The following is a 17,593-nucleotide window of genomic DNA, read 5'->3' as shown; positions in this document are numbered from 1 at the left end:
TTATCCACAGATTTGATCCACAGCCCTGTGTGTTGTGTGGGAAATCCAGGGAATTACCTGTGGATAGAACTGTTGAGAACCGCAGGGTGAAAATTACAGCCGTGGAGCGGTTGCCGGTGGTGCGACACGCGGATAGAAACGTTGGCAGTGGTTCGACGATCCGGGTGCAGATACGGTGCGCTGCAGCAGTACCGACCGGCCCGGGCATCGGACACATGGTCGACCGGAGAACGACAGGACGTCCCGTACCGCGGTGCGGGCTGTGGATGACGCCACAGGTGCCTGTACGGGGCCGGAAGACCGCCCGCGTTCGAGGTGTTCGTGCAGAACAGGCCTGGCGTTCCGGGTCTGGCGAGCACATCGGAGTCGTGACGTCGACACGGCGCCCCTGGTCCTCGCCGAGCGCGGGTCACGGGTATGCGGTTTCGCCAGGGCCCCCGGCCTGCCCCGGGGGCCCTGGCCCCTCCCCGGACGTCGGCCACGGGATCTAGGCTCGGCGCATGAGCAACCTGGAGACCCGGCCGACCGAGCAGGTCTGCGTCGCGGGCGAGCAAGGCGACGGCATCGAGCTCCTCACCCCGCGCGACGTGCCGCTCGGCGGGCCGCGGGCGATGAACGTGCGGCGCACGATCCCGCAGCGCGCCCGGTCGCTCGTGGGGGCGTGGTGCTTCAGCGACCACTACGGCCCGGACGACGTCTCGGGCAGCGAGGGCATGCAGGTGCCGCCCCACCCGCACACCGGGCTGCAGACGGTGAGCTGGCTCTTCGAGGGCGAGATCCTGCACCGCGACTCCGTCGGCTCGCTCCAGACGGTCCGGCCGGGCGAGCTCAACCTCATGACGGCGGGCCGGGGCATCTCCCACTCGGAGGAGTCGCCGGCGCAGAACCGTCCGCCCCGCCTGCACGGCGTCCAGCTGTGGACGGCGCTGCCGGGCTCGGCCCTCGGTGTCGACCCGCGCTTCGAGCACCACGGCGACCTGCCCGTGGTGCGGCACGACGGCGCCGTCGTGCAGGTGTTCATGGGGCGGCTCGGAGTGGCGGGCCAGGAGCCGGCCTCGCCCGCGACCGCGTACACGCCACTCGTCGGGGCGCAGATCGACCTCGAGCCGGGGGCCGAGGTGCGGCTCGCCGTCGACCCGGAGCACGAGCACGCCCTGCTCGTCGACTCCGGCGACGTGACGTTCGAGGCGAGCGCCGTGCCGCCGTCGAACCTCGGGTACGTGGCGCCGGGCCGCTCCGGTCTCGTGGTGCGCGCCGGGTCCGGGGCGCCCGTCCGGGCAGTCCTGATCGGCGGTCTGCCGTTCGACGAGGACGTCGTCATGTGGTGGAACTTCATGGGCCGCACGCACGAGGACATCGTCCGGGCCCGCGACGCCTGGATGGCCCAGATCGCGGAGCTCGACCCTTCGACGGGCTCAGGGCAGCGTGCCGGCGCGACCGATTACGCGGCGGGCGCCGAGGACCGGCTGTTCGGCCGGGTGCACGGCTACCCGAGCGGGCCGCTGCGCGCGCCCGCCCTGCCGGACCTGCGGCTCAAGCCCAGGACACGGCCGGGCCAGGGCTGAGCCGGCCGGGCCGGGCGACCCCGCCCGGCCCGGCCTGTCAGCTCGCGCCCGCCCGCAGCAGCGGCGGGTGCAGCACGGTCGCGCTCGGGTCCACGCCGGGCGCCAGCCGGAACAGCTCGGCGGGCCGGCCGGGACCGCCGCCGCCCAGGCGGCCGGTCGGCTCCAGGAATCCGGGTGTGCCCGTCGCCTTGCGGTGGAAGTTGCGCGCGTCCAGCCGCGTGCCCCAGACGGCCTCGTAGACACCGCGCAGCTCGGCGACCGTGAACTCGGGCGGGCAGAACGCGGCCGCCAGGGGCGAGTACTCGATCTTGGCGCGGGCGCGCTCCACGCCGTCGGCCAGGATCTGGTCGTGGTCGAACGCGAGGCCCGCCCGCGTGTCGCCCACCGGGACCCAGCGCGCCTCGGCCGCGTCGCCGCCCGCCGCGGGCAGCCCGAACGCCGGCGCGAGCAGCAGGTAGGCGACCGAGAGCACGGGCCCTCGCGGGTCGCGCCCGAGCGGGCCGTACGTGCGGAGCTGTTCCAGGTGCCACGGCCCGGTACCGGTCGCGCCCGCCGGCACGGTGAGCCGGGTCTCCTCCTCGAGCTCCCGCGCCGCGGCCTGCTCCAGGGTCTCCCCGGGGAGCACGAACCCGCCCGGTAGCGCCGCCTGCCCGCGGTACGGCTCCAGCAGGCGGTCGACGACGAGCGCGTGCAGCTCGGCGTCGCGCACGGTCAGGGCGACGACGTCGACCGTGACGGGGAACGCGCCCGCCGTCTCGGGTACGGCGGACGGGGCGGGTGTGGTGCGGGGCATGACATCGACCGTACATTCTCGTCACCTTGACGAAAAGCCGAGCGAGTAGATATCGTCAAACTGACGACAACAACGAACGAGAGGCCGATGATGGCGACGATCAAGCGCTACCCCGGATTCCGGCAGTTCCTGGGCTCAGCGAGCGACTACGTGGTGCACCTCAGCAAGGGCGACGTGCGGCACCAGGGGGTGGGCCAGGCGTTCTGGTTCCGCCCCGACACCTCGGTGCTCAGCGAGGTGCCCGCCACCGACCAGGAGCTGCCCGTCCTGTTCCACGCGGTGACGCGCGACCAGCAGGACGTCACCGTGCAGGCGAACGTGACCTACCGGTTCGGCGACCCGGTCCTCGCGTCCCAGCGCCTGGACTTCGGCATCTTTCCCGTGACGGGCAAGGGGCAGGAGGCGAGCGGCCGGCAGCAGGTCGGGGCCATCGTGGGCCAGCTCGCGCAGAGCCTCACGGTCGACCTGATCGCCACGGTCGACCTGGCCGAGGCGTTGGAGTCCGGCGTGGGGAGCGTGCGGACGGCGCTCGGAGCGCTCGGCGAGGACGCGCGACTGGTCGCGACCGGCATCGAGATCCTCGGCGTCCGGGTGCTCGCCGTCCGGCCCGAGGGCGACGTCGAGAAGGCCCTGCGCACGCCCGTCCGCGAGCGGCTCCAGGCGGAGGCCGACCGTGCGACCTACGAGCGTCGCGCCGTCGCCGTCGAGCGGGAGCGCAAGATCGCTGAGAACGAGCTCGCGAGCCAGATCGAGCTCGCCGCCCGCCGCGAGCAGCTCGTGGCCCAGGAGGGCGCGAACAAGCGGCGCGAGGCGGAGGAGGCCGCGGCGGCCGCGCTCGTCTCCGCGAAGTCCGACGCCGAGCGGCGCGAGATCGCCGCGACCGCCCAGGCGGCCTCGCTGCGGCAGCTCGGTGAGGCCGAGGCCGCCAAGGAGGCGGCGCTCATGGCGGTCTACGCGAACGTCGGTCGCGACGTGCTCACGGCGCTCGCCCTGCGCGACGCCGCGCCGCACCTGCCGAACGTCGGCTCGCTCACGGTCACTCCCGACCTGGTCAGCGGGCTGCTGAGCGCGCTGACCAACCGGGCGGCCGAGCCGGCCGCGGACGCGCCGTCCTCGAACGGCGCGCCGGCCGTGGAGCGCTGACGTGGCGCTCCGGACGCGCGCGGTGCTCGTGCACCGCCGGACCGAGCTCGACGAGCTGCTCGACCGGCACGCCACACGCGGTCAGGCGGAGTTCTTCCTCCGTACCCGCGGCCGCACGCTGGCCGATGTCGAGGCCCGGCACGAGGCCGCGGCGTCGGCCCGCCGGGCGGTCGCGGCGAGCGTGCCGTCCGACTGGGCGCTGGCGGAGGTCGAGCGCGCGGACCTCGACCGGTTTCTCTTCGCGCCCGAGGACGTCGTCCTCGTGGTGGGGCAGGACGGGCTGGTCGCGAACGTCGCCAAGTACCTGGACCGGCAGCTCGTCGTCGGCGTCGACCCCGAACCGGGCGCCAACCTCGGCGTGCTCGTGCGGCACGGCGCCGAGGACGTCGCGGAGATCATCGGCGACCTGGCCGACCGGCAGTCCGACGTGGCCGCCGGGCAGGGCGACCGGGTACCGGCCGCGACCCCGCGCTGCGACGAGCTGACGATGGTCCACGCGCGGCTCGACGACGGCCAGGAGCTGCACGCCGTCAACGAGCTGTTCCTGGGGCACCCGAGCCACCAGTCGGCGCGCTACACGCTGCGGGTCGACCGCGGGTCGGAGCGGCAGTCGTCGTCGGGCCTCATCGTCAGCACCGGGACGGGCGCCACCGGCTGGTGCGCCTCGATCGCGCACGACCGGGGCGGCCGCCGGCTGCCCGCTCCCACCGACCCGGCGCTGGCCTGGTTCGTGCGGGAGGCCTGGCCGTCGCCCGTCACCGGCGTCACCATGACGGAGGGCGTGCTCGGGGACGGCGCCGAGCTCGTGGTGGCGGTGCAGTCCGACCGCCTCGTCGTGTTCGGGGACGGCATGGAGGCGGACCGGCTCGAGGTCTCCTGGGGGCAGGAGGTCCGGATCGGCGTGGCCGAACGGCGGCTCCGGCTCCTGTGAGCCCGGCCGCCCGGCTGCGCGCGGTGCGATCGCGGGCTCAGAGGTACCGCGGTTCAGGAGATGTCGTAGCGGAGCATGAACTCGCCCGCGTCCAGCACCACGTGGCTCACCTCGATGGCCGAGCCGTCCTTGGTGAACGCGGTACGGGTGACCGCGAGCACCGGGGTGCCGGGCTCGATGCGCAGCTCCTCGATCTCCTCGATCGTCGGCATGCGGCCCACGACGTCCTCGCGGAACCGCACCGGGGCGTGCCCGGCCTCGGCGAGGCGGGCGTGCGTGCCGCCGGCACCGACCTCCTGGTCCGCGATCGGGGTGCCCGCCGCGATGGACGCGGGCAGGTACGACGTCGCGAACAGGACGGGCTTGCGCTCCCGCAGGTGCAGGCGCTCGCGCACCGTCACCTTGTCGCCCTCGGCGAGGCCGAGCGCCGTGCGGATCTTCTCGGACGGCTCCGCCTCCGCCGTGACCGCGAGCGTGCGGACCACGAGGCCGGCACCCGTCTCGTCGATCTCCGCGGTCACCGTGCCCTCGTCGGCCTGCCCGGTCGCGCCGGTGCGGACGATCGGCTCGAAGGAGCGCACGAACACGCCCGAGCCGTGCCGGGTCACGGTCAGCCCCTCGTCCTTGAGCATCGACAGGCCGTGGCGCGCGGTCATGCGGGCCACACCGTAGTTCGACATGAGCGCAGCTTCGCTCGGAAGGCGGTCGCCCGGTTTGTAGGTCCCGGAACGGATCGCGGCACGAAGATCCTTGGCGATGCTTGCGGCAGTCACACGTCCCTCTCTAGACACGGAACCCACCTAACCCGCAGCCAGTGCGTATACGCAACTTTTCCGCGTAGCGGTTGCAACCCCCAGTTAACCCGCAACAGGCTGTCTATGCGCCTAGAGGTAGGTGCAGAGAGGTGGGAGAAATGGGAGCGATTGCGGGCACTCTGGCGGATTCCGCGAGCGGCGTGCGGGATCTGCTGGCGGAGGTGGGGGATGCGCGGATCAAGTGGGTCGAGGTGTTCCGCGACCATCTGGTCGTGCATCCGGAGCGGCGGTCGGAGGGCGCGGCCATCGCGGAGCAGCTCGGGATCACCGTGGCGACCGACTACCCGGCCACACGGCCCGGCTTCACGATGTGGACCGGGTGCTGGAACGGGATCGACATGTATGTCTACGGCGACTTGCGCGGCACCACCCGCGCGGTCCGGTCGTGGCCCACATGACAGCAGGGTCCTGCGCCGGCGGCCCGGGCTCGGACGGCTGCCCGGCGCCGGCGGCGCACCTCGCCGAGCTCGTGCAGGTCACCGCGCTCATCGCGCACGTCTTCGACATCCCCATGCTGGACGTGCGGGCGGGTGTCGACCACCTCGACCTCGAGGACGACGTCGTGGGCATGCTGACCGTCGACGTCGTCGCGGCGCGGCTGCCGGACGCCGTCCGGCTGGCCCGGATGCTGCACCTCGCCGAACGACGCGGGCACCACGACGACGGGGTGTCCGGTCGCGCGGTCTGGCGGTGCTGGAGCGGCTGGGTGCCCGCCGCCGGGCACGGCTTGCCGGTGTCGCTGCACCTGACGGCACCGACCCGGGGATGAGTCCGGCTCCCCGCACGAACGAGCGCCGCGGGCCGGACGGTGGGTCCGGCCCGCGGCGCTCCCATGTCACCTCGTGTTCATCCCGGCCCGGCAGACTGCGCCGATGACGTCTCGGTCGTCCCGTCCCGCCCTCCTGGCCGCCTGCTCGACGCCGCCGCCCCCGGGCACGCTGCCCGAGATGCCGCCGGGGGTCACCGCCCCGGACGAGTACGCCTTCGGGGACGACGTCGCCTCGCGCGACCTGCGCGCCTCGGGCCCTGTCCACGACGTGCTCGTCGAGGAAGTCGACGCCGAGAAGCTGCGCAACCTGCCGCTCGTCCTGGAGGTCGACGTCGACGCGGCGACCGTCCGTGACGCCTACGCCGACGAGCTCGTCGGCCGTGGTTGGGAGTCGATGCCGGACCTGCCTGCCGGGGACGACGCCTGGACGCAGGGCTGGATCAGCGCTGACGGACGGGACGCACTGGTACTGGTCGGCCTCGAACCAGAGGCGGGGGAGACGCACGTACCGCTGACGGTTCTCACCACGCTGCCGGACGAGGCGGCCGAGGGCTCCTGAGCTGTGGTTCCCGGCACGGAGAACCAGTAGGAATGCGAATTGCGGTGAAATGCGGGAATGTGGATGCGTCGCGACCCGCGCGACCCGATGGAGGTGTACCCGTGCCCAAGAACTCCACCACCGCCGGCGGCGCCGTACGCCGAGCGAAGAACAGTCGCGCCGTCGGCGGCCTGGCCCGGGGCGGTTACGTCGCATCGGGTGTGCTCCACCTGATGATCGGCTGGCTCGCCGTCCAGCTCGCGCTGGGCGAGTCCGAGGGCCAGGCCGACCAGTCCGGCGCCTTCCGTGCGGTCGCCCAGATGCCGGGCGGCGACGTGGTGCTCTGGCTGGTCGCCGTGGGCTTCGCCGCCCTCGCCGTCTGGCAGCTCGCCACCGCCGTCGTCGGCGTGCCCAACGCGGAGAACCAGCTTGCCGCGCGGGCCAAGAGCGTGGCCAAGGCCCTGCTCTACGGCGTGCTCGCCGTCACCGGTGTCCGCTACGCGACGGGTGCTGGCGGCAGCGGCGGCAGCGAGGAGAGCCTGACCGCGAAGGTGCTGGGCATGCCGGGAGGCGCCTGGCTCGTGGGCGCCGCCGGCCTCGTGATCGTCGGCGTGGGCGTCTACCACGTCGCGAAGGGCGTGCGGAAGAAGTTCCTGGAGGACCTGACGGGAACCGGCGGCGGTGCGGTCCGGCCCGTCGTGGTGCGGCTGGGACAGGCGGGATACATCGCCAAGGGCGTCGCGCTCGGCGTCGTCGGCGGGCTGGTCGTGGCGGCCGCGGTGACGGCGGACCCCGAGCAGGCAGGCGGCCTCGACGAGGCGCTGCACACCGTGCGCGACCAGCCGTACGGCACGGTACTGCTCATCGTGGTCGGGGTGGGCATCGCCGCGTACGGCGGCTACTCCTTCGCCCGCGCGCGCTTCGCGCGGCTCTGATGCGGACGGGCGTCGAGCCGGTTCGATCCGGCCGGTCGGGCCAGGTCCTGCTGACGGCCCTCGGGCTAGGAGGCGCGGCGCTCGCGGTGGTGCTGTCATGGCTCAAGTGGGTGCTGGTCGTCGAGGATCGTGTGGTCCCCGGGTGGGCCCTGGGCGCCGCGCTGCTCGTCGTAGCGTTGGTTCTCCTTTGGCTCCCGCGCCGCGCCGGTGCGCCCGCTGCTGACGAGATGCCTGGAGCGCGACGGGCGATTCCACGCAGGGCCCGGGCTGTCACCACGGGGCTGGCCGTGGTGTGTCTCGGCCTCGTGGCGGCCGGCGACCTGTTCGGCGGGTCGCAGTACCAGGTGCTCCCGTCCGGGAGCGCTGACGAGTGTCGCGTCGTGACACGGGAGACGTCTTTCCTGATGGCCGGGAGCGGTGACGTCTACGTGGTGCGGAACCTCGGAGTCGGGCAGCGAACCGGAACCTGGGTCACCGACGACGGCTACCGTCCCGTCCGGGCGGGTACCTACGACCTCGCTCTGGGGCCGCATGGTGGGACGCTCACCGTCCGTGGCGCGGCGAACAACCCGGTCATGCCGAGTTCCCACCCGATCGACTGTGGCTGAAGCGGTTCAGCGAGACTCGAGCGTCGTGCAACTAGGTTCTGCTTCGTGACGCCTTCTGATGAATCGCACGTGCCGACCGGTTCCCATGGGCCCGACGGCGGGGACGAGGGGCAGCCGTGGTTCAGACTCGCAGAGGGCTACGAGCAGGCCCGAGCGAAAGAGGACTCGCTGGACCGCTTGGTCGAGTGGCCCGCGCAGCGCAGGCTTCTGGGTGATGTCGACGGTCGGTCGGTGCTCGACGTCGGTTGTGGCAACGGTGCCAAGCTGGCGGAGCTGGTTCGCGATGGTGCGACGGCGTCCGTGGGCGTCGACATCAGCGGCAACTTCGAGGGCGGACCGGCACCCGGCATGGAACTGCTCCGAGGCGACCTCTCCGACCTCGAGTCGGTACCGGGGCTCACGGGCCGGATGTTCGACCGGATCCTGTTCCTGCAGTCGATCGGGTACGCGAACGACCCGGTGCGTACGTTGCGGGCGGCCCGGACGATGCTCGCCGATGACGGGTTCATCCTGCTGAGCAGGACCCACCCGATCAGGTGGGCCGTCGAACGCGCGGAGCAGAACGGGACCACGCTCGGCGAGGAGTACTACTCCACGGTGCCCTACACCTACTCCCACAGCGCCTGGAACGACCAGGTCTCCCTCACGAAGCGCGTCTACACCGTCTCCGACCTGCTCAACCTGTTCAGCGCGGCGGGGCTCTGGATCGAGGCTGCGGTCGAACCGCAGCTGTCCGAGGACGCCCGACGCCGCTACCCGCACAAGCAGGCGTGGATGGACAAGCACCTCGGCATCCTGATCTTCAGGCTCCGGCCCCGTTTCTGAGCGGCCGGCCGGCCTGCCTGGCGCCGGGAACGGCGAAGGCCCCAGGTCGGGATCTGTGTCCTCACCTGGGGCCTCGTGCTGGAGCGGGTGACGGGAATCGAACCCGCGCTATCAGCTTGGGAACTAGCCGCAACCACTCGTGACCTGGGAGAACGTGTGCCTGGCAGGTGCCCGAAACGGCCTGGAGCGGCCACCGTGGGCCTGGGCCTGGGGTTGGGGCCAATTGGGGCCCGTCTTTGACGACAGTGGATTCGACCATCGTATGCGACGTATGTTCGAACTCAATGCATACTGATCCCATGTGCGGCGGAGACAGGCACATCGGACGGGCCACCGGATTGGACCCCCTGCCGCTGCGGGACTCTGCCCAGGGAGCCCCGGGACGGCGCGCATTGAGCAGCGAGAGGTCAGGGCCGGCGAGCCAGTATCGGTGTGGGTGTGGCTCGTCCTGAGCAACCGCGGGGACTACCGGGCCAAGGCGGAGGCGCTGGCCTGGACGGAAGACCAGGTGTGGGTGCGTTTCGTCGATCCGCTGGCGCGGGAGGGCTTCGTCTGGGTGTGGGCCAACGCGGTCAAGCGTCGATGAACTGATTTCCCATTGGCGGGCCCTCTTTTCACCCGGTCTTCGCCGTCTTGTGGAAAAAGGGTGTGGAAAAGTCTGTGTAAACACCTGTGCACAGGGCTGTGGATTGCTGTGGATTAGTCCGTCAGTTCTGTGTATAACCCTGTGGAGTAGTTCTCGTACTGGTTATCTGCAGGATGCAGGTTCCGACGAAACTGCAGTTCAGCACGATTTCTTGACACCGACGATGCTGCCGGGGGGAGATTGGTCCCAGCACCGAACATCCGTTCATCGCCTCAACTGACGTTGCGCTCGCATGGCTTTGAAGTGCAAGGATGGGTGCCAACGAGAAAGCCCCACCCGGTGCGAACGGGTGGGGCCGACGTCCTCGTTTTCGACGGTCATCGAGTGAGAGGAACATTGTGAGTCTAGGCGTCGAACCTGGGAACGCACACCTCGGCAGGCATCGTGTGCGGCTCGTTGTGCGGGCTGGCGCTGTCACGGCCGTGGTGTGGGACCTGAACGGGAGTGGGGAAGTGGCAATCGCGACGGCTGCACTAGTTCTGCAGTTGGTCGAGATGACGCGGCCACATCCGCAGTAAGCACTGAGAGGCCCGTCACTGACCTGGTGGTGGGCCTCTCACCTACTGGCCCCTTAAGGCTCGACGAGGCTCAACATGTTGTCGGTGACGGCGTCGGCGCCTGCTTCTCGTAACTCGGCCCCACGACGGGGAGTTTTTGCGTAGCCAATGGATCGAATGCCTGTCGTCACGGCTACCTCGATGTCGGACACTGAGTCGCCGATGAGGACTGTGCTCCGCGTGTTCGCCCAAGTCGCTTCGAGTGCGAGCTTGATGATATAGGGGTCGGGTTTCATGAGGTCGGGGCGCATGGGTGGTCGTCCGACGACGTCATACACGCGGGTGCCAAGTTGATGACGCCGGATATACGTGTCGATCGCAGATTCGCCGTTGTTACTGACGATCACGACCAGTATCTCTGACTCATAGAGGGCTTCAAGGAGAGCGTGTGCGCCGGGAGTCGGGACGCAGGCGTGAGCCGATTCCACCTCGGCGCTCGTGCAAGCTGCTTCGACGTCAGCGAGGGCGTCGGGTGCGTGTACTCCGGCCCAGCGCAGGACGGCCAGATGGTCTGAGGTCGTGGCGATGTCGTCGGGCGGAGTTGCGCCGTGGGCGGTGATCGCCTGCCGGGCGGCATCAGCTGCGTGCATGTTGGCCGGCGCGGGCATGAGAGGTGTGACGGGGCCGTCGAAGTCGAGAAGGACGACGGACGACTCGTTGAGGAGCTGTGCGGCACCGTTCACTGAGTAACCTCCGTTGCCACGCTGTTCCAGACGCTGTCGAACCACTCGCGGACCTGCACGACGAAGGTGGATTCGATGGACTCTGGGTCTCCGTCGTCGGTGTAGTGGAAGAGGACCGCGTCCTTGCCCATTGGGTCGAAGATACTGACTTTCTCCCCGCCTACCCGGACGTCGTGCGTAACCACGGGGTAGAAGCCAAAGAAGGCAACGTCCCCGTTGATGACGTACGCCTTGAACACGGGCGCGGAGCCGAACGAGCGGGTCTCGTCGAGACGTGGACCTCGGCCGGCGGGTGATCCGGGTCGAGCGCCAGTTCCTCGAAGTCACGGGGAAAGGGCTCACCGAGGGGCCCGTGAAGTCGGTTGCCGGCGTGCGTGACGTCGCTGTGCCGCGCGAATTCCTGGAGCTGCTGAGCGAGCACATGGAGGCGTTCGTGGCGAGTCGCCCTGACGCCTTGCTGTTCACGACAGCGACGGCGCGCCCGATCCGCCGCGGCGGTTTCGAGAAGCTCACTGGGTGGAGGAAGGATGTCGCGTCAATCGGCTTCCCGGGTCTCCACTTCCACGACCTGCGACACACGGGCAACATGCTCGCTGCGGCGTCGGGCGCCTCCACACGCGACCTCATGGCCAGGATGGGGCACGACTCGATGAACGCGGCGCTGATCTACCAGCACCGGAACCGCGAGGCAGACAGGCGGATCGCTGATCACCTCGGCCAGTCACTTCGGGGCCTCCCGAACGTCTGAGGTGTGTCTCTCTGCACGGCCCGCTCGTACCAGCGAGCGGGGCCTCGGCGCTCTGCGGGTGAACTACGAGTAGAACCCTGTACCTAGAGCCAGATCCCTGTTTTAATTTCTTAAACGGCGCAACAGGCGCATGATCGCTACTTTAGGAGGCAGACTTGACCGAGATCGAAGACTTCGGCGTTACCGCTTACGACCCGCACGAGCGCTTCTTCGGCTCGCGCTACAAGCAGGGCGGGCGCACCGTGTACGGGCTCGACTTCTCTGTGAGTGAGCTCGTGACGTTCCTGCCCAAGCCGGACCCCGACAAGCCGCTCGATGCTTCGGACTCGCAGCGTCGGATCTATCCGCTGCACGCCAAGCAGTTCGGCGAGTACGTCGAGACCACGCCGGACTGGGTGGCGCCGGCGCTCTTGCTGCGAGGGCCGAGCATCTTCGAGTTCGACCGCAAGATCGCGCAGAACACCGGTACCACGCAGTTCGGCGTGATCGGGGTCCCCAAGGACTCGCGTGCTGAGATCAAGATCGTGGACGGGCAGCACCGCACTCTGGGCTTCCACATGGCCTGGGAGAGCCTCAACGCGAAGATCATGACTGCGCGCGCGAACCTGGCGCGAGCCAAGGAAGACGCCATGGACGCGGCCGTTGTGAGCAACCTTCAGGCGAAGCTGGATGGCTTGGTTCACCGCCGGACGACGCTCGCTTCTGAGAGGGTCTCGGTTCAGATTGTCGTCACGGACGATCCTCGGGTCGCCCGGCGGATCTTCGTCGACATCAACGACAACGCCAAGGGCATCACAGGCTCCGTGCGTAGTCGATTCGATGACCGCAAGGTCATCTCCCGTGCGCTCGACATCGTCCTCAACAATAACGAGCTGCTCAAGGGCCGGGTGGACCTGGAGCTGGACCGGATCACGGGCGGGTCGCCGTACCTTCTGGGCGCGAAGCACGTCGCGGACATGCTGCGTGCTCTCACCGTCGGGAACGGCCGCATCGGGAAGCGTCTGGAGGAGGAACTGGACGAGCAGCAGATTGCGTACGAGTTCGAGGCGTTCTCCAACGGCATGGTCACGGCGTTCCCGGACCTGCGTGCCGTCCAGGAGGGAGACCTCGCGCCTGCGAGCCTCCGTGCTTCCAGCCTGCTGGGATCGTCCGTCATCCTCCGTGGGTTCGCTGCTGCGTGGTACGAGCTTCGGGAGGAGGAGTGGGAGATCGATGAGATCACGGAGGCGTTCGCGAACTTCGCGGCGGGCATGCAGGGTCCCGTCTACCCGGACCCGAAGGACACGTGGTTTGCGACTGGCCTCTTCTCAGCGTCCGACAACGGGGTCTACAGCCCGAACTCCCGCGCGCAGGACTTCAAGCAGCTCACCACGACCATTACCGAGTGGGCCTCGGCGGCGCCGAAGTGGAAGCGGATCGCGCAGGGCTGACGGCGCGGGCTGCGGGCGCCGATAGGGGCTCCGGGCCTTGTGTTGGGGCCGGTTTGGGGCCCGCCCTCGTCCAGAGGCCTCTGGAAACGACTCCGCCCCAGGTCGAGAAACATCCTCTGACCTGGGGCGGAGCCTGTGGAGCGGGTGACGGGAATCGAACCCGCGCTATCAGCTTGGGAAGCTGAAGTTCTACCATTGAACTACACCCGCAACGTCCGGTTCTGACCGGGTTTCTGCCGTTCCGGAATCCCGCTAGGGTTCCGCAACAGCGCCCCCTGAACCTGGCGCGCGACCCGATCATACCCAAACTCGCCCGGATGCCCGAACCGGTTTCCGCGCGAGTGTCGCCGAGCAGCCGGAGCAGCAGTGAGCGAGCACCCCAGCGAGAAGCCGACCGAGCCGATCTACCAGGAGACCAAACCCCTGCCGCCGCGGCCGCCGCAGCCCCCGAAGGCCGCGCGCGAGACCCGCGCCATGCAGACGCCCAAGTCCGCCCCGGCGAACTACCAGCAGCAGTACGACTACGACCGCCCCACCCCGCCGACGGAGCACGTCCCGGGCCGCAAGTCCCGGATCACCGCGGGCCTGCTCGGCATCCTGCTGGGTGTGGTGGGTGCGCACCGGTTCTACCTGGGCTACAAGGGCCTGGGCTGGGTCATGCTCCTCATCACAGCCGTGTCGCTCGGCCAGGCCTGGTTCGTCCCGGCGATCTGGGGCGCTGTCGAGGGCATCCTGTACCTGGTCATGCGCAAGGGCTACTGGTCGGTGGACTCGAAGCACCGTCCGCTGCAGTGGTGACCACTGGCCGCTGACCGCCGAGCACGCCCCGGCGAGGCCGACGCCCGCCCCGAGCCGGGGCGGCGTCGGCCCGCGGTGGCCAGTACCGTATCCGGGTGCTCCTCTCCGACCGCGATATCCGTGCCGAGCTCGACGCCGACCGCGTGGTGCTCGACCCGTACGACGCGTCGATGCTGCAGCCGTCGAGCATCGACGTGCGCCTCGACAAGTTCTTCCGGCTGTTCGACAACCACAAGTACCCCTTCATCGACCCGGCGACGGACCAGCCCGAGCTGACCCGCCTCGTCGAGGCAGAGAACGGCGAGGCGTTCGTCCTGCACCCGGGCGAGTTCGTGCTCGGCAGCACCTTCGAGGCGGTCACGCTGCCCGACGACGTCGCGGCCCGGCTCGAGGGCAAGTCCTCGCTGGGCCGCCTGGGCCTGCTGACCCACTCGACCGCCGGCTTCATCGATCCGGGGTTCAGCGGTCACGTGACATTGGAGCTGAGCAACGTCGCCACGCTGCCCATCAAGCTGTGGCCCGGCATGAAGATCGGCCAGCTCTGCTTCTTCCGGCTCTCGTCGGCCTCCGAGCACCCGTACGGGTCGGACCTGTACGGCTCCCGCTACCAGGGACAGCGCGGCCCGACGGCGTCCCGCTCCTCGCAGAACTTCCATCGCACCACGGTCTGAGAGGGCCGGCCCACGGGCCGTCCGGGCGCGCCGCCGGGCGGTCACCGGAAGGTAGGCTCCGGGTGCCCGGCGCCGGCCGGGCACCCGGACCTCGAAGGGACCCCGATGGCCGCTCCCCAGCTTCCGCTCCTGCCGCGCACGGCTGCGCAGGCACACCAGGCCAGGCACGTGCTGACAGTGCCCGGTGACGTGGAGCTGGACGAGATCGAGGTGCTCGCCCTCTCGCGGTTCTCCGCGACCCGCTGGGACGTGGTCCCCGCCGGGATCCTCCCGGGCAACGTGGCCGGCGCGCCGCAGGGCCGCCGGGCGCAGGGCCGGGAGCCCGGCGTGCTGCGGGTCTCGCGGCACGCGGTGATGAACGGGCCGTACCAGCCGGTGGGTGACGGATTCGACGTCGGCGTGCCGCCGGGCGCGGCCATGGCCTTCGACATCGTCTGCCACCGGGAACGCGGCGAGGCCCCGTTCCCCGCGGGGGACCGCGACGGCATCGGACGGGCGTTCGCCGCGGGCATGCCGGAGCGCGAGGAGCGCCGCCTGGTCGAGTGGCTTGTCGCCGTCGCCCGGCGCCTCGGCGGGTCGCTGCGCCTCGACGTCGGCGGTCTCTGGGACGCCGCCACGGACGGCCCGCCCGCGCGGAAGGGCGCCGGCGTCGTGCTCACCCCGGACGCCGGGGCCGCGATCGACATGACCGTCTACTCCGACGTCTGGCTCGACCCGCAGGCCGCACACAGCATCCTGCAGCGGGTGCACCCGCGTGCCCGCCTCCACATGGACGGCAAGGAGTGGGGCGGTCCGCCCGACGGCATCGCGGACAAGCCGCTCTACCGCGGCGAGGAGATGGACCCCGAACTGCGCAAGAAGCTGCACGCCGCCGCGGACGAGTACGACATCAAGGCGCTCACCGGCCCGCGCGTGCTGGACGGGTACGGCCTGGTCGTGGAGCTCGGCGTCGACGGCATCGTCTCGGTCGAGATCAGCGGCGAGGAGAAGCTGCCGCGGCTGCTGCGCGGCCTGCCGTGGGCCGAGCAGGGCGCCGTCTGCTACCGGGTGCACTGGGAGCCGCAGGACCTCGTCGAGTCGCAGCGCGAGTTCCCCAACATGGAGCTGCGGATCGCGCGCAAGCGCGCCGCCGAACTGGTGGCGAGGCTCGCGAGCGCGATCCACGACGCCGCCGGAGGCGAGATCGCCGACGAGGACGGCTTTCTGGTAGACCCCGTCGACCTGTAGGAGCCCGGCGCTTTACCGGTTTGTCCGGCTAGTCCCTTCGGCCGACTGGCCGGCTCCCGGGTCCGGCCCGCGGTCCCGCGAGTCGGACCCGCCGCCCCGAGCGGTGCCCGCCGGGCGCCGCTCGGGGCGGGGCGGCCACGGGTCAGAGGTACTGACCGGGCGTCCGGCGCTCGCCGGACTCCTCCTCGGAGCCGCCGGGCAGGCTCGGGCCGCCGGGGCCGGCCGGGCCGAACGCCGCGGTGCCGGGCGGCAGCGCGCGTCGCATCTGGGAGAGCTGTGCCTGGGCCGCCATCTGCTGCGCGACCAGCGCGGTCTGGATGCCGTGGAACAGGCCCTCGAGCCAGCCCACCAGCTGCGCCTGCGCCACGCGGAGCTCGGCGTCGGACGGCGCGGAGTCGTCCGTGAACGGCAGCGTGATGCGGTGCAGCTCGTCGACGAGGTCGGGGGAGAGGCCGTCCTCGAGCTCGTGGATCGAACGCTCGTGGATCTCGGCGAGGCGGGAGCGGGCGGCCTCGTCCAGCGGGGCGTCGCGTACCTCGTCGAGCAGCCGCTTGATCATGCCGCCGATGCGCATGACCTTGGCCGGCTCCTCGACCTGGCCCACCACGGACTCGGCCTCGTCCGGCTGGCGCTCGACGTCCGGGCCCTCGGGCTCGCCCTCCGGGGGCACGGCGGCGCCGTCGGGCGTGACGACCTGTGGGTGCGCGACGGGCGGCTGGTCGCGGCGGTCGTCGGACTGGGGGTTGGCTCGCTCGTCGTTCATGGGTCCAGTCTTGCCCGAATCGACGGTCGGCTGCATCGCATTCTTGGACCGAGAACGAAATTGTCGACCATGCCTATATATAGGCACGCGTTGATCAGGGGACCAGGAGCACTTTGCCGAAGGCCTCGCCCGACTCGAGCAGGTCGTGTGCGGACTGCGCTTCCGAGAACGGGATTCGGGCGTGGATCACCGGCCGGACCTGGCCAGATGCGAACAGTGGCCACAAGTTTTGTTCGGTATCGGCGACGATCCGTGCTTTCTCCTCCGGGGGTCGCGACCGCAGCAGGGTCCCGGTGATGGTGCCGCGGCGGGCGAGCAGCGCGCTGAGGTCGAGCTCCCCGCGCCGCCCCTGCTGCATCCCGATGACGACCAGGCGGCCGCCACGCGCGAGGGAGCGCACGTTGTCGCCCAGGGCGCCTCCACCGAGCAGGTCGAGCACGACGTCCACCCCGCGGCCGTCCGTGGCCCGGAGGGCCTCCTCGACGAAGTCCTGCCGCCGGTGGTCGACGACGACGTCGGCGCCGAGCTCCGCGCACCGCGCGGCCCGCTCCGGGCCGCCCGCTGTCGTCACGACGTGGGCTCCGAGCGCCTTGGCGACCTGGATCGCGGTGGTGCCGATCCCGCCGGAGCCGCCGTGGACCAGCGCCCACTCGCCGGCACGCAGCCCACCTACGTCGACCAGGTTGCTCCAGACCGTGCACGCCGCCTCGGGCAGTGCGGCCGCGTCGACCAGGTCCATGCCGTCGGGCACGGGGAGCACCTGCGTCTCGCGGACCACGACCTCCTCCGCGTAACCCCCGCCCTCGAGCAGGGCGACGACCCGATCCCCGACGCGCCAACGCGACACGCCGAGTCCGACACGCTTCACAGTTCCTGATATCTCAAGACCTGGCCAGTCCGGGGCATTCGCGGGAGGGGGGTAGTATCCGGCCCGTTGTAGCAGGTCAGCACGGTTCACTCCGGCGGCGGCGACGGTGATCACCACGTCGCTTTGGCCAGCATTCGGGTGATTCAGGGATGAAATGGAGAGTTTCCCTGATGGCCCCGCTCCGGATATCGTGACGGCTCGCACATCGATGAAGCCTACTTCCGTGTGGCCTCACGAGGGTCGCCAGCGGAAACCGGGTGCCGGTAACTTGTACGCAGCA

At 70.4% G+C, this 17,593-nt stretch carries 21 protein-coding genes and 1 tRNA gene; 15 read left to right on the top strand and 7 right to left on the bottom strand.

All coding sequences use genetic code 11. The annotated features are described in order from the left end of the window. The first annotated feature begins 500 nt into the window (after positions 1-500). The gene (locus tag ACH47X_RS24865; RefSeq protein WP_397407831.1) at positions 501-1,565 is read left to right on the top strand and encodes a pirin family protein; all 1,065 of its coding nucleotides are present in this window, start codon (positions 501-503) and stop codon (positions 1,563-1,565) included. 37 nt (positions 1,566-1,602) lie between these two features. On the opposite strand, the gene ACH47X_RS24860 is transcribed toward ACH47X_RS24865, so the two are convergent. After that, a complete protein-coding gene (locus tag ACH47X_RS24860; protein WP_397407830.1) occupies positions 1,603-2,358 on the bottom strand; it encodes an NUDIX hydrolase in 756 nt (251 codons plus the stop codon). Between the two features lie 87 nt (positions 2,359-2,445). Here ACH47X_RS24860 and ACH47X_RS24855 point away from each other — a divergent pair, with 87 nt between their 5' ends. Beyond that, positions 2,446-3,501, top strand: a complete 1,056-nt coding sequence (locus ACH47X_RS24855; RefSeq protein ID WP_397407828.1) for an SPFH domain-containing protein — start codon at positions 2,446-2,448, stop codon at positions 3,499-3,501. A gap of 1 nt (position 3,502) precedes the next feature. Continuing rightward, positions 3,503-4,432 (top strand): hypothetical protein, encoded by a 930-nt coding sequence (locus ACH47X_RS24850; protein ID WP_397407826.1) that lies wholly within the window; start codon positions 3,503-3,505, stop codon positions 4,430-4,432. A 53-nt stretch (positions 4,433-4,485) separates the two neighbouring features. Here the strand turns inward: ACH47X_RS24850 and ACH47X_RS24845 are convergent, their stop codons facing one another. Beyond that, positions 4,486-5,205 carry a GntR family transcriptional regulator gene (locus tag ACH47X_RS24845; protein WP_211239984.1) on the bottom strand — a complete coding sequence of 240 codons (720 nt, stop codon included), beginning with the start codon at positions 5,203-5,205 and terminating at the stop codon, positions 4,486-4,488. 140 nt (positions 5,206-5,345) lie between these two features. On the opposite strand from ACH47X_RS24845, the gene ACH47X_RS24840 reads away from it, so the two are divergent. The 7 genes from ACH47X_RS24840 (at position 5,346) to ACH47X_RS24810 (ending at position 9,508) form a co-directional block, all read left to right on the top strand. Then, positions 5,346-5,645, top strand: coding sequence for a hypothetical protein (locus ACH47X_RS24840; protein WP_397407824.1), 300 nt, complete (start codon positions 5,346-5,348; stop codon positions 5,643-5,645). Then, positions 5,642-6,016, top strand: coding sequence for a hypothetical protein (locus ACH47X_RS24835; protein ID WP_397407822.1), 375 nt, complete (start codon positions 5,642-5,644; stop codon positions 6,014-6,016). The genes ACH47X_RS24840 and ACH47X_RS24835 overlap by 4 nt, the downstream gene beginning before the upstream one ends. 103 nt (positions 6,017-6,119) lie before the next feature. Then, a complete protein-coding gene (locus ACH47X_RS24830; RefSeq protein ID WP_397407820.1) occupies positions 6,120-6,575 on the top strand; it encodes a hypothetical protein in 456 nt (151 codons plus the stop codon). A gap of 101 nt (positions 6,576-6,676) precedes the next feature. Next, complete coding sequence (locus tag ACH47X_RS24825) at positions 6,677-7,489, top strand: DUF1206 domain-containing protein (protein ID WP_397407818.1); 813 nt, start codon at positions 6,677-6,679, stop codon at positions 7,487-7,489. Beyond that, positions 7,489-8,097, top strand: a complete 609-nt coding sequence (locus ACH47X_RS24820; RefSeq protein ID WP_397407817.1) for a hypothetical protein — start codon at positions 7,489-7,491, stop codon at positions 8,095-8,097. Before ACH47X_RS24825 ends, ACH47X_RS24820 begins: the two co-directional genes overlap by 1 nt. A 45-nt stretch (positions 8,098-8,142) precedes the next feature. After that, positions 8,143-8,922 (top strand): class I SAM-dependent methyltransferase, encoded by a 780-nt coding sequence (locus ACH47X_RS24815; protein WP_397407816.1) that lies wholly within the window; start codon positions 8,143-8,145, stop codon positions 8,920-8,922. Positions 8,923-9,358: 436 nt separating this feature from the next. Beyond that, positions 9,359-9,508: a hypothetical protein gene (locus tag ACH47X_RS24810; RefSeq protein WP_397407814.1), complete on the top strand. Its 150-nt coding sequence runs from the start codon at positions 9,359-9,361 to the stop codon at positions 9,506-9,508. A 631-nt stretch (positions 9,509-10,139) separates the two neighbouring features. On the opposite strand, the gene ACH47X_RS24805 is transcribed toward ACH47X_RS24810, so the two are convergent. Both ACH47X_RS24805 and ACH47X_RS24800 read right to left on the bottom strand, forming a co-directional pair. Further along, a complete protein-coding gene (locus ACH47X_RS24805) occupies positions 10,140-10,808 on the bottom strand; it encodes an HAD family hydrolase (protein ID WP_397407812.1) in 669 nt (222 codons plus the stop codon). Then, a complete protein-coding gene (locus ACH47X_RS24800; protein WP_397407810.1) occupies positions 10,805-11,047 on the bottom strand; it encodes a hypothetical protein in 243 nt (80 codons plus the stop codon). Before ACH47X_RS24800 ends, ACH47X_RS24805 begins: the two co-directional genes overlap by 4 nt. Positions 11,048-11,082: 35 nt before the next feature. Between ACH47X_RS24800 and ACH47X_RS24795 the strand changes: the two genes are divergently transcribed. Both ACH47X_RS24795 and ACH47X_RS24790 read left to right on the top strand, forming a co-directional pair. Next, the gene (locus ACH47X_RS24795) at positions 11,083-11,556 is read left to right on the top strand and encodes a tyrosine-type recombinase/integrase (protein WP_397407808.1); all 474 of its coding nucleotides are present in this window, start codon (positions 11,083-11,085) and stop codon (positions 11,554-11,556) included. 155 nt (positions 11,557-11,711) lie between these two features. Further along, positions 11,712-12,986 (top strand): DNA sulfur modification protein DndB, encoded by a 1,275-nt coding sequence (locus ACH47X_RS24790; RefSeq protein WP_397407806.1) that lies wholly within the window; start codon positions 11,712-11,714, stop codon positions 12,984-12,986. Positions 12,987-13,122: 136 nt separating this feature from the next. Here ACH47X_RS24790 and ACH47X_RS24785 read toward each other — a convergent pair. Further along, positions 13,123-13,196: transfer RNA gene (locus ACH47X_RS24785), tRNA-Gly, on the bottom strand. A 156-nt stretch (positions 13,197-13,352) separates the two neighbouring features. On the opposite strand from ACH47X_RS24785, the gene ACH47X_RS24780 reads away from it, so the two are divergent. The 3 genes from ACH47X_RS24780 (at position 13,353) to ACH47X_RS24770 (ending at position 15,682) form a co-directional block, all read left to right on the top strand. Further along, a complete protein-coding gene (locus ACH47X_RS24780; RefSeq protein WP_397407804.1) occupies positions 13,353-13,784 on the top strand; it encodes a TM2 domain-containing protein in 432 nt (143 codons plus the stop codon). 95 nt (positions 13,785-13,879) lie between these two features. Continuing rightward, positions 13,880-14,455, top strand: coding sequence for a dCTP deaminase (gene dcd, locus ACH47X_RS24775; protein ID WP_020017521.1), 576 nt, complete (start codon positions 13,880-13,882; stop codon positions 14,453-14,455). Between the two features lie 105 nt (positions 14,456-14,560). Next, complete coding sequence (locus ACH47X_RS24770; protein ID WP_397407802.1) at positions 14,561-15,682, top strand: hypothetical protein; 1,122 nt, start codon at positions 14,561-14,563, stop codon at positions 15,680-15,682. A gap of 142 nt (positions 15,683-15,824) precedes the next feature. Here the strand turns inward: ACH47X_RS24770 and ACH47X_RS24765 are convergent, their stop codons facing one another. Together ACH47X_RS24765 and ACH47X_RS24760 are read right to left on the bottom strand one after the other, a co-directional pair. Beyond that, the gene (locus ACH47X_RS24765; RefSeq protein WP_397407800.1) at positions 15,825-16,445 is read right to left on the bottom strand and encodes a bacterial proteasome activator family protein; all 621 of its coding nucleotides are present in this window, start codon (positions 16,443-16,445) and stop codon (positions 15,825-15,827) included. 94 nt (positions 16,446-16,539) lie between these two features. Next, on the bottom strand, positions 16,540-17,517 hold the full coding sequence (locus ACH47X_RS24760; protein ID WP_397407798.1) for an NAD(P)H-quinone oxidoreductase: 978 nt from the start codon (positions 17,515-17,517) through the stop codon (positions 16,540-16,542). Between the last annotated feature and the right edge of the window lie 76 nt (positions 17,518-17,593).

The sequence above is a fragment of the Promicromonospora kroppenstedtii genome (genome assembly GCF_044389675.1).
Taxonomy (GTDB): Bacteria; Actinomycetota; Actinomycetes; order Actinomycetales; family Cellulomonadaceae; genus Promicromonospora; species Promicromonospora kroppenstedtii.
The sequence above is the reverse complement of the archived record's forward strand: the minus strand, read 5'-3'. Positions and strand labels throughout refer to the sequence as shown.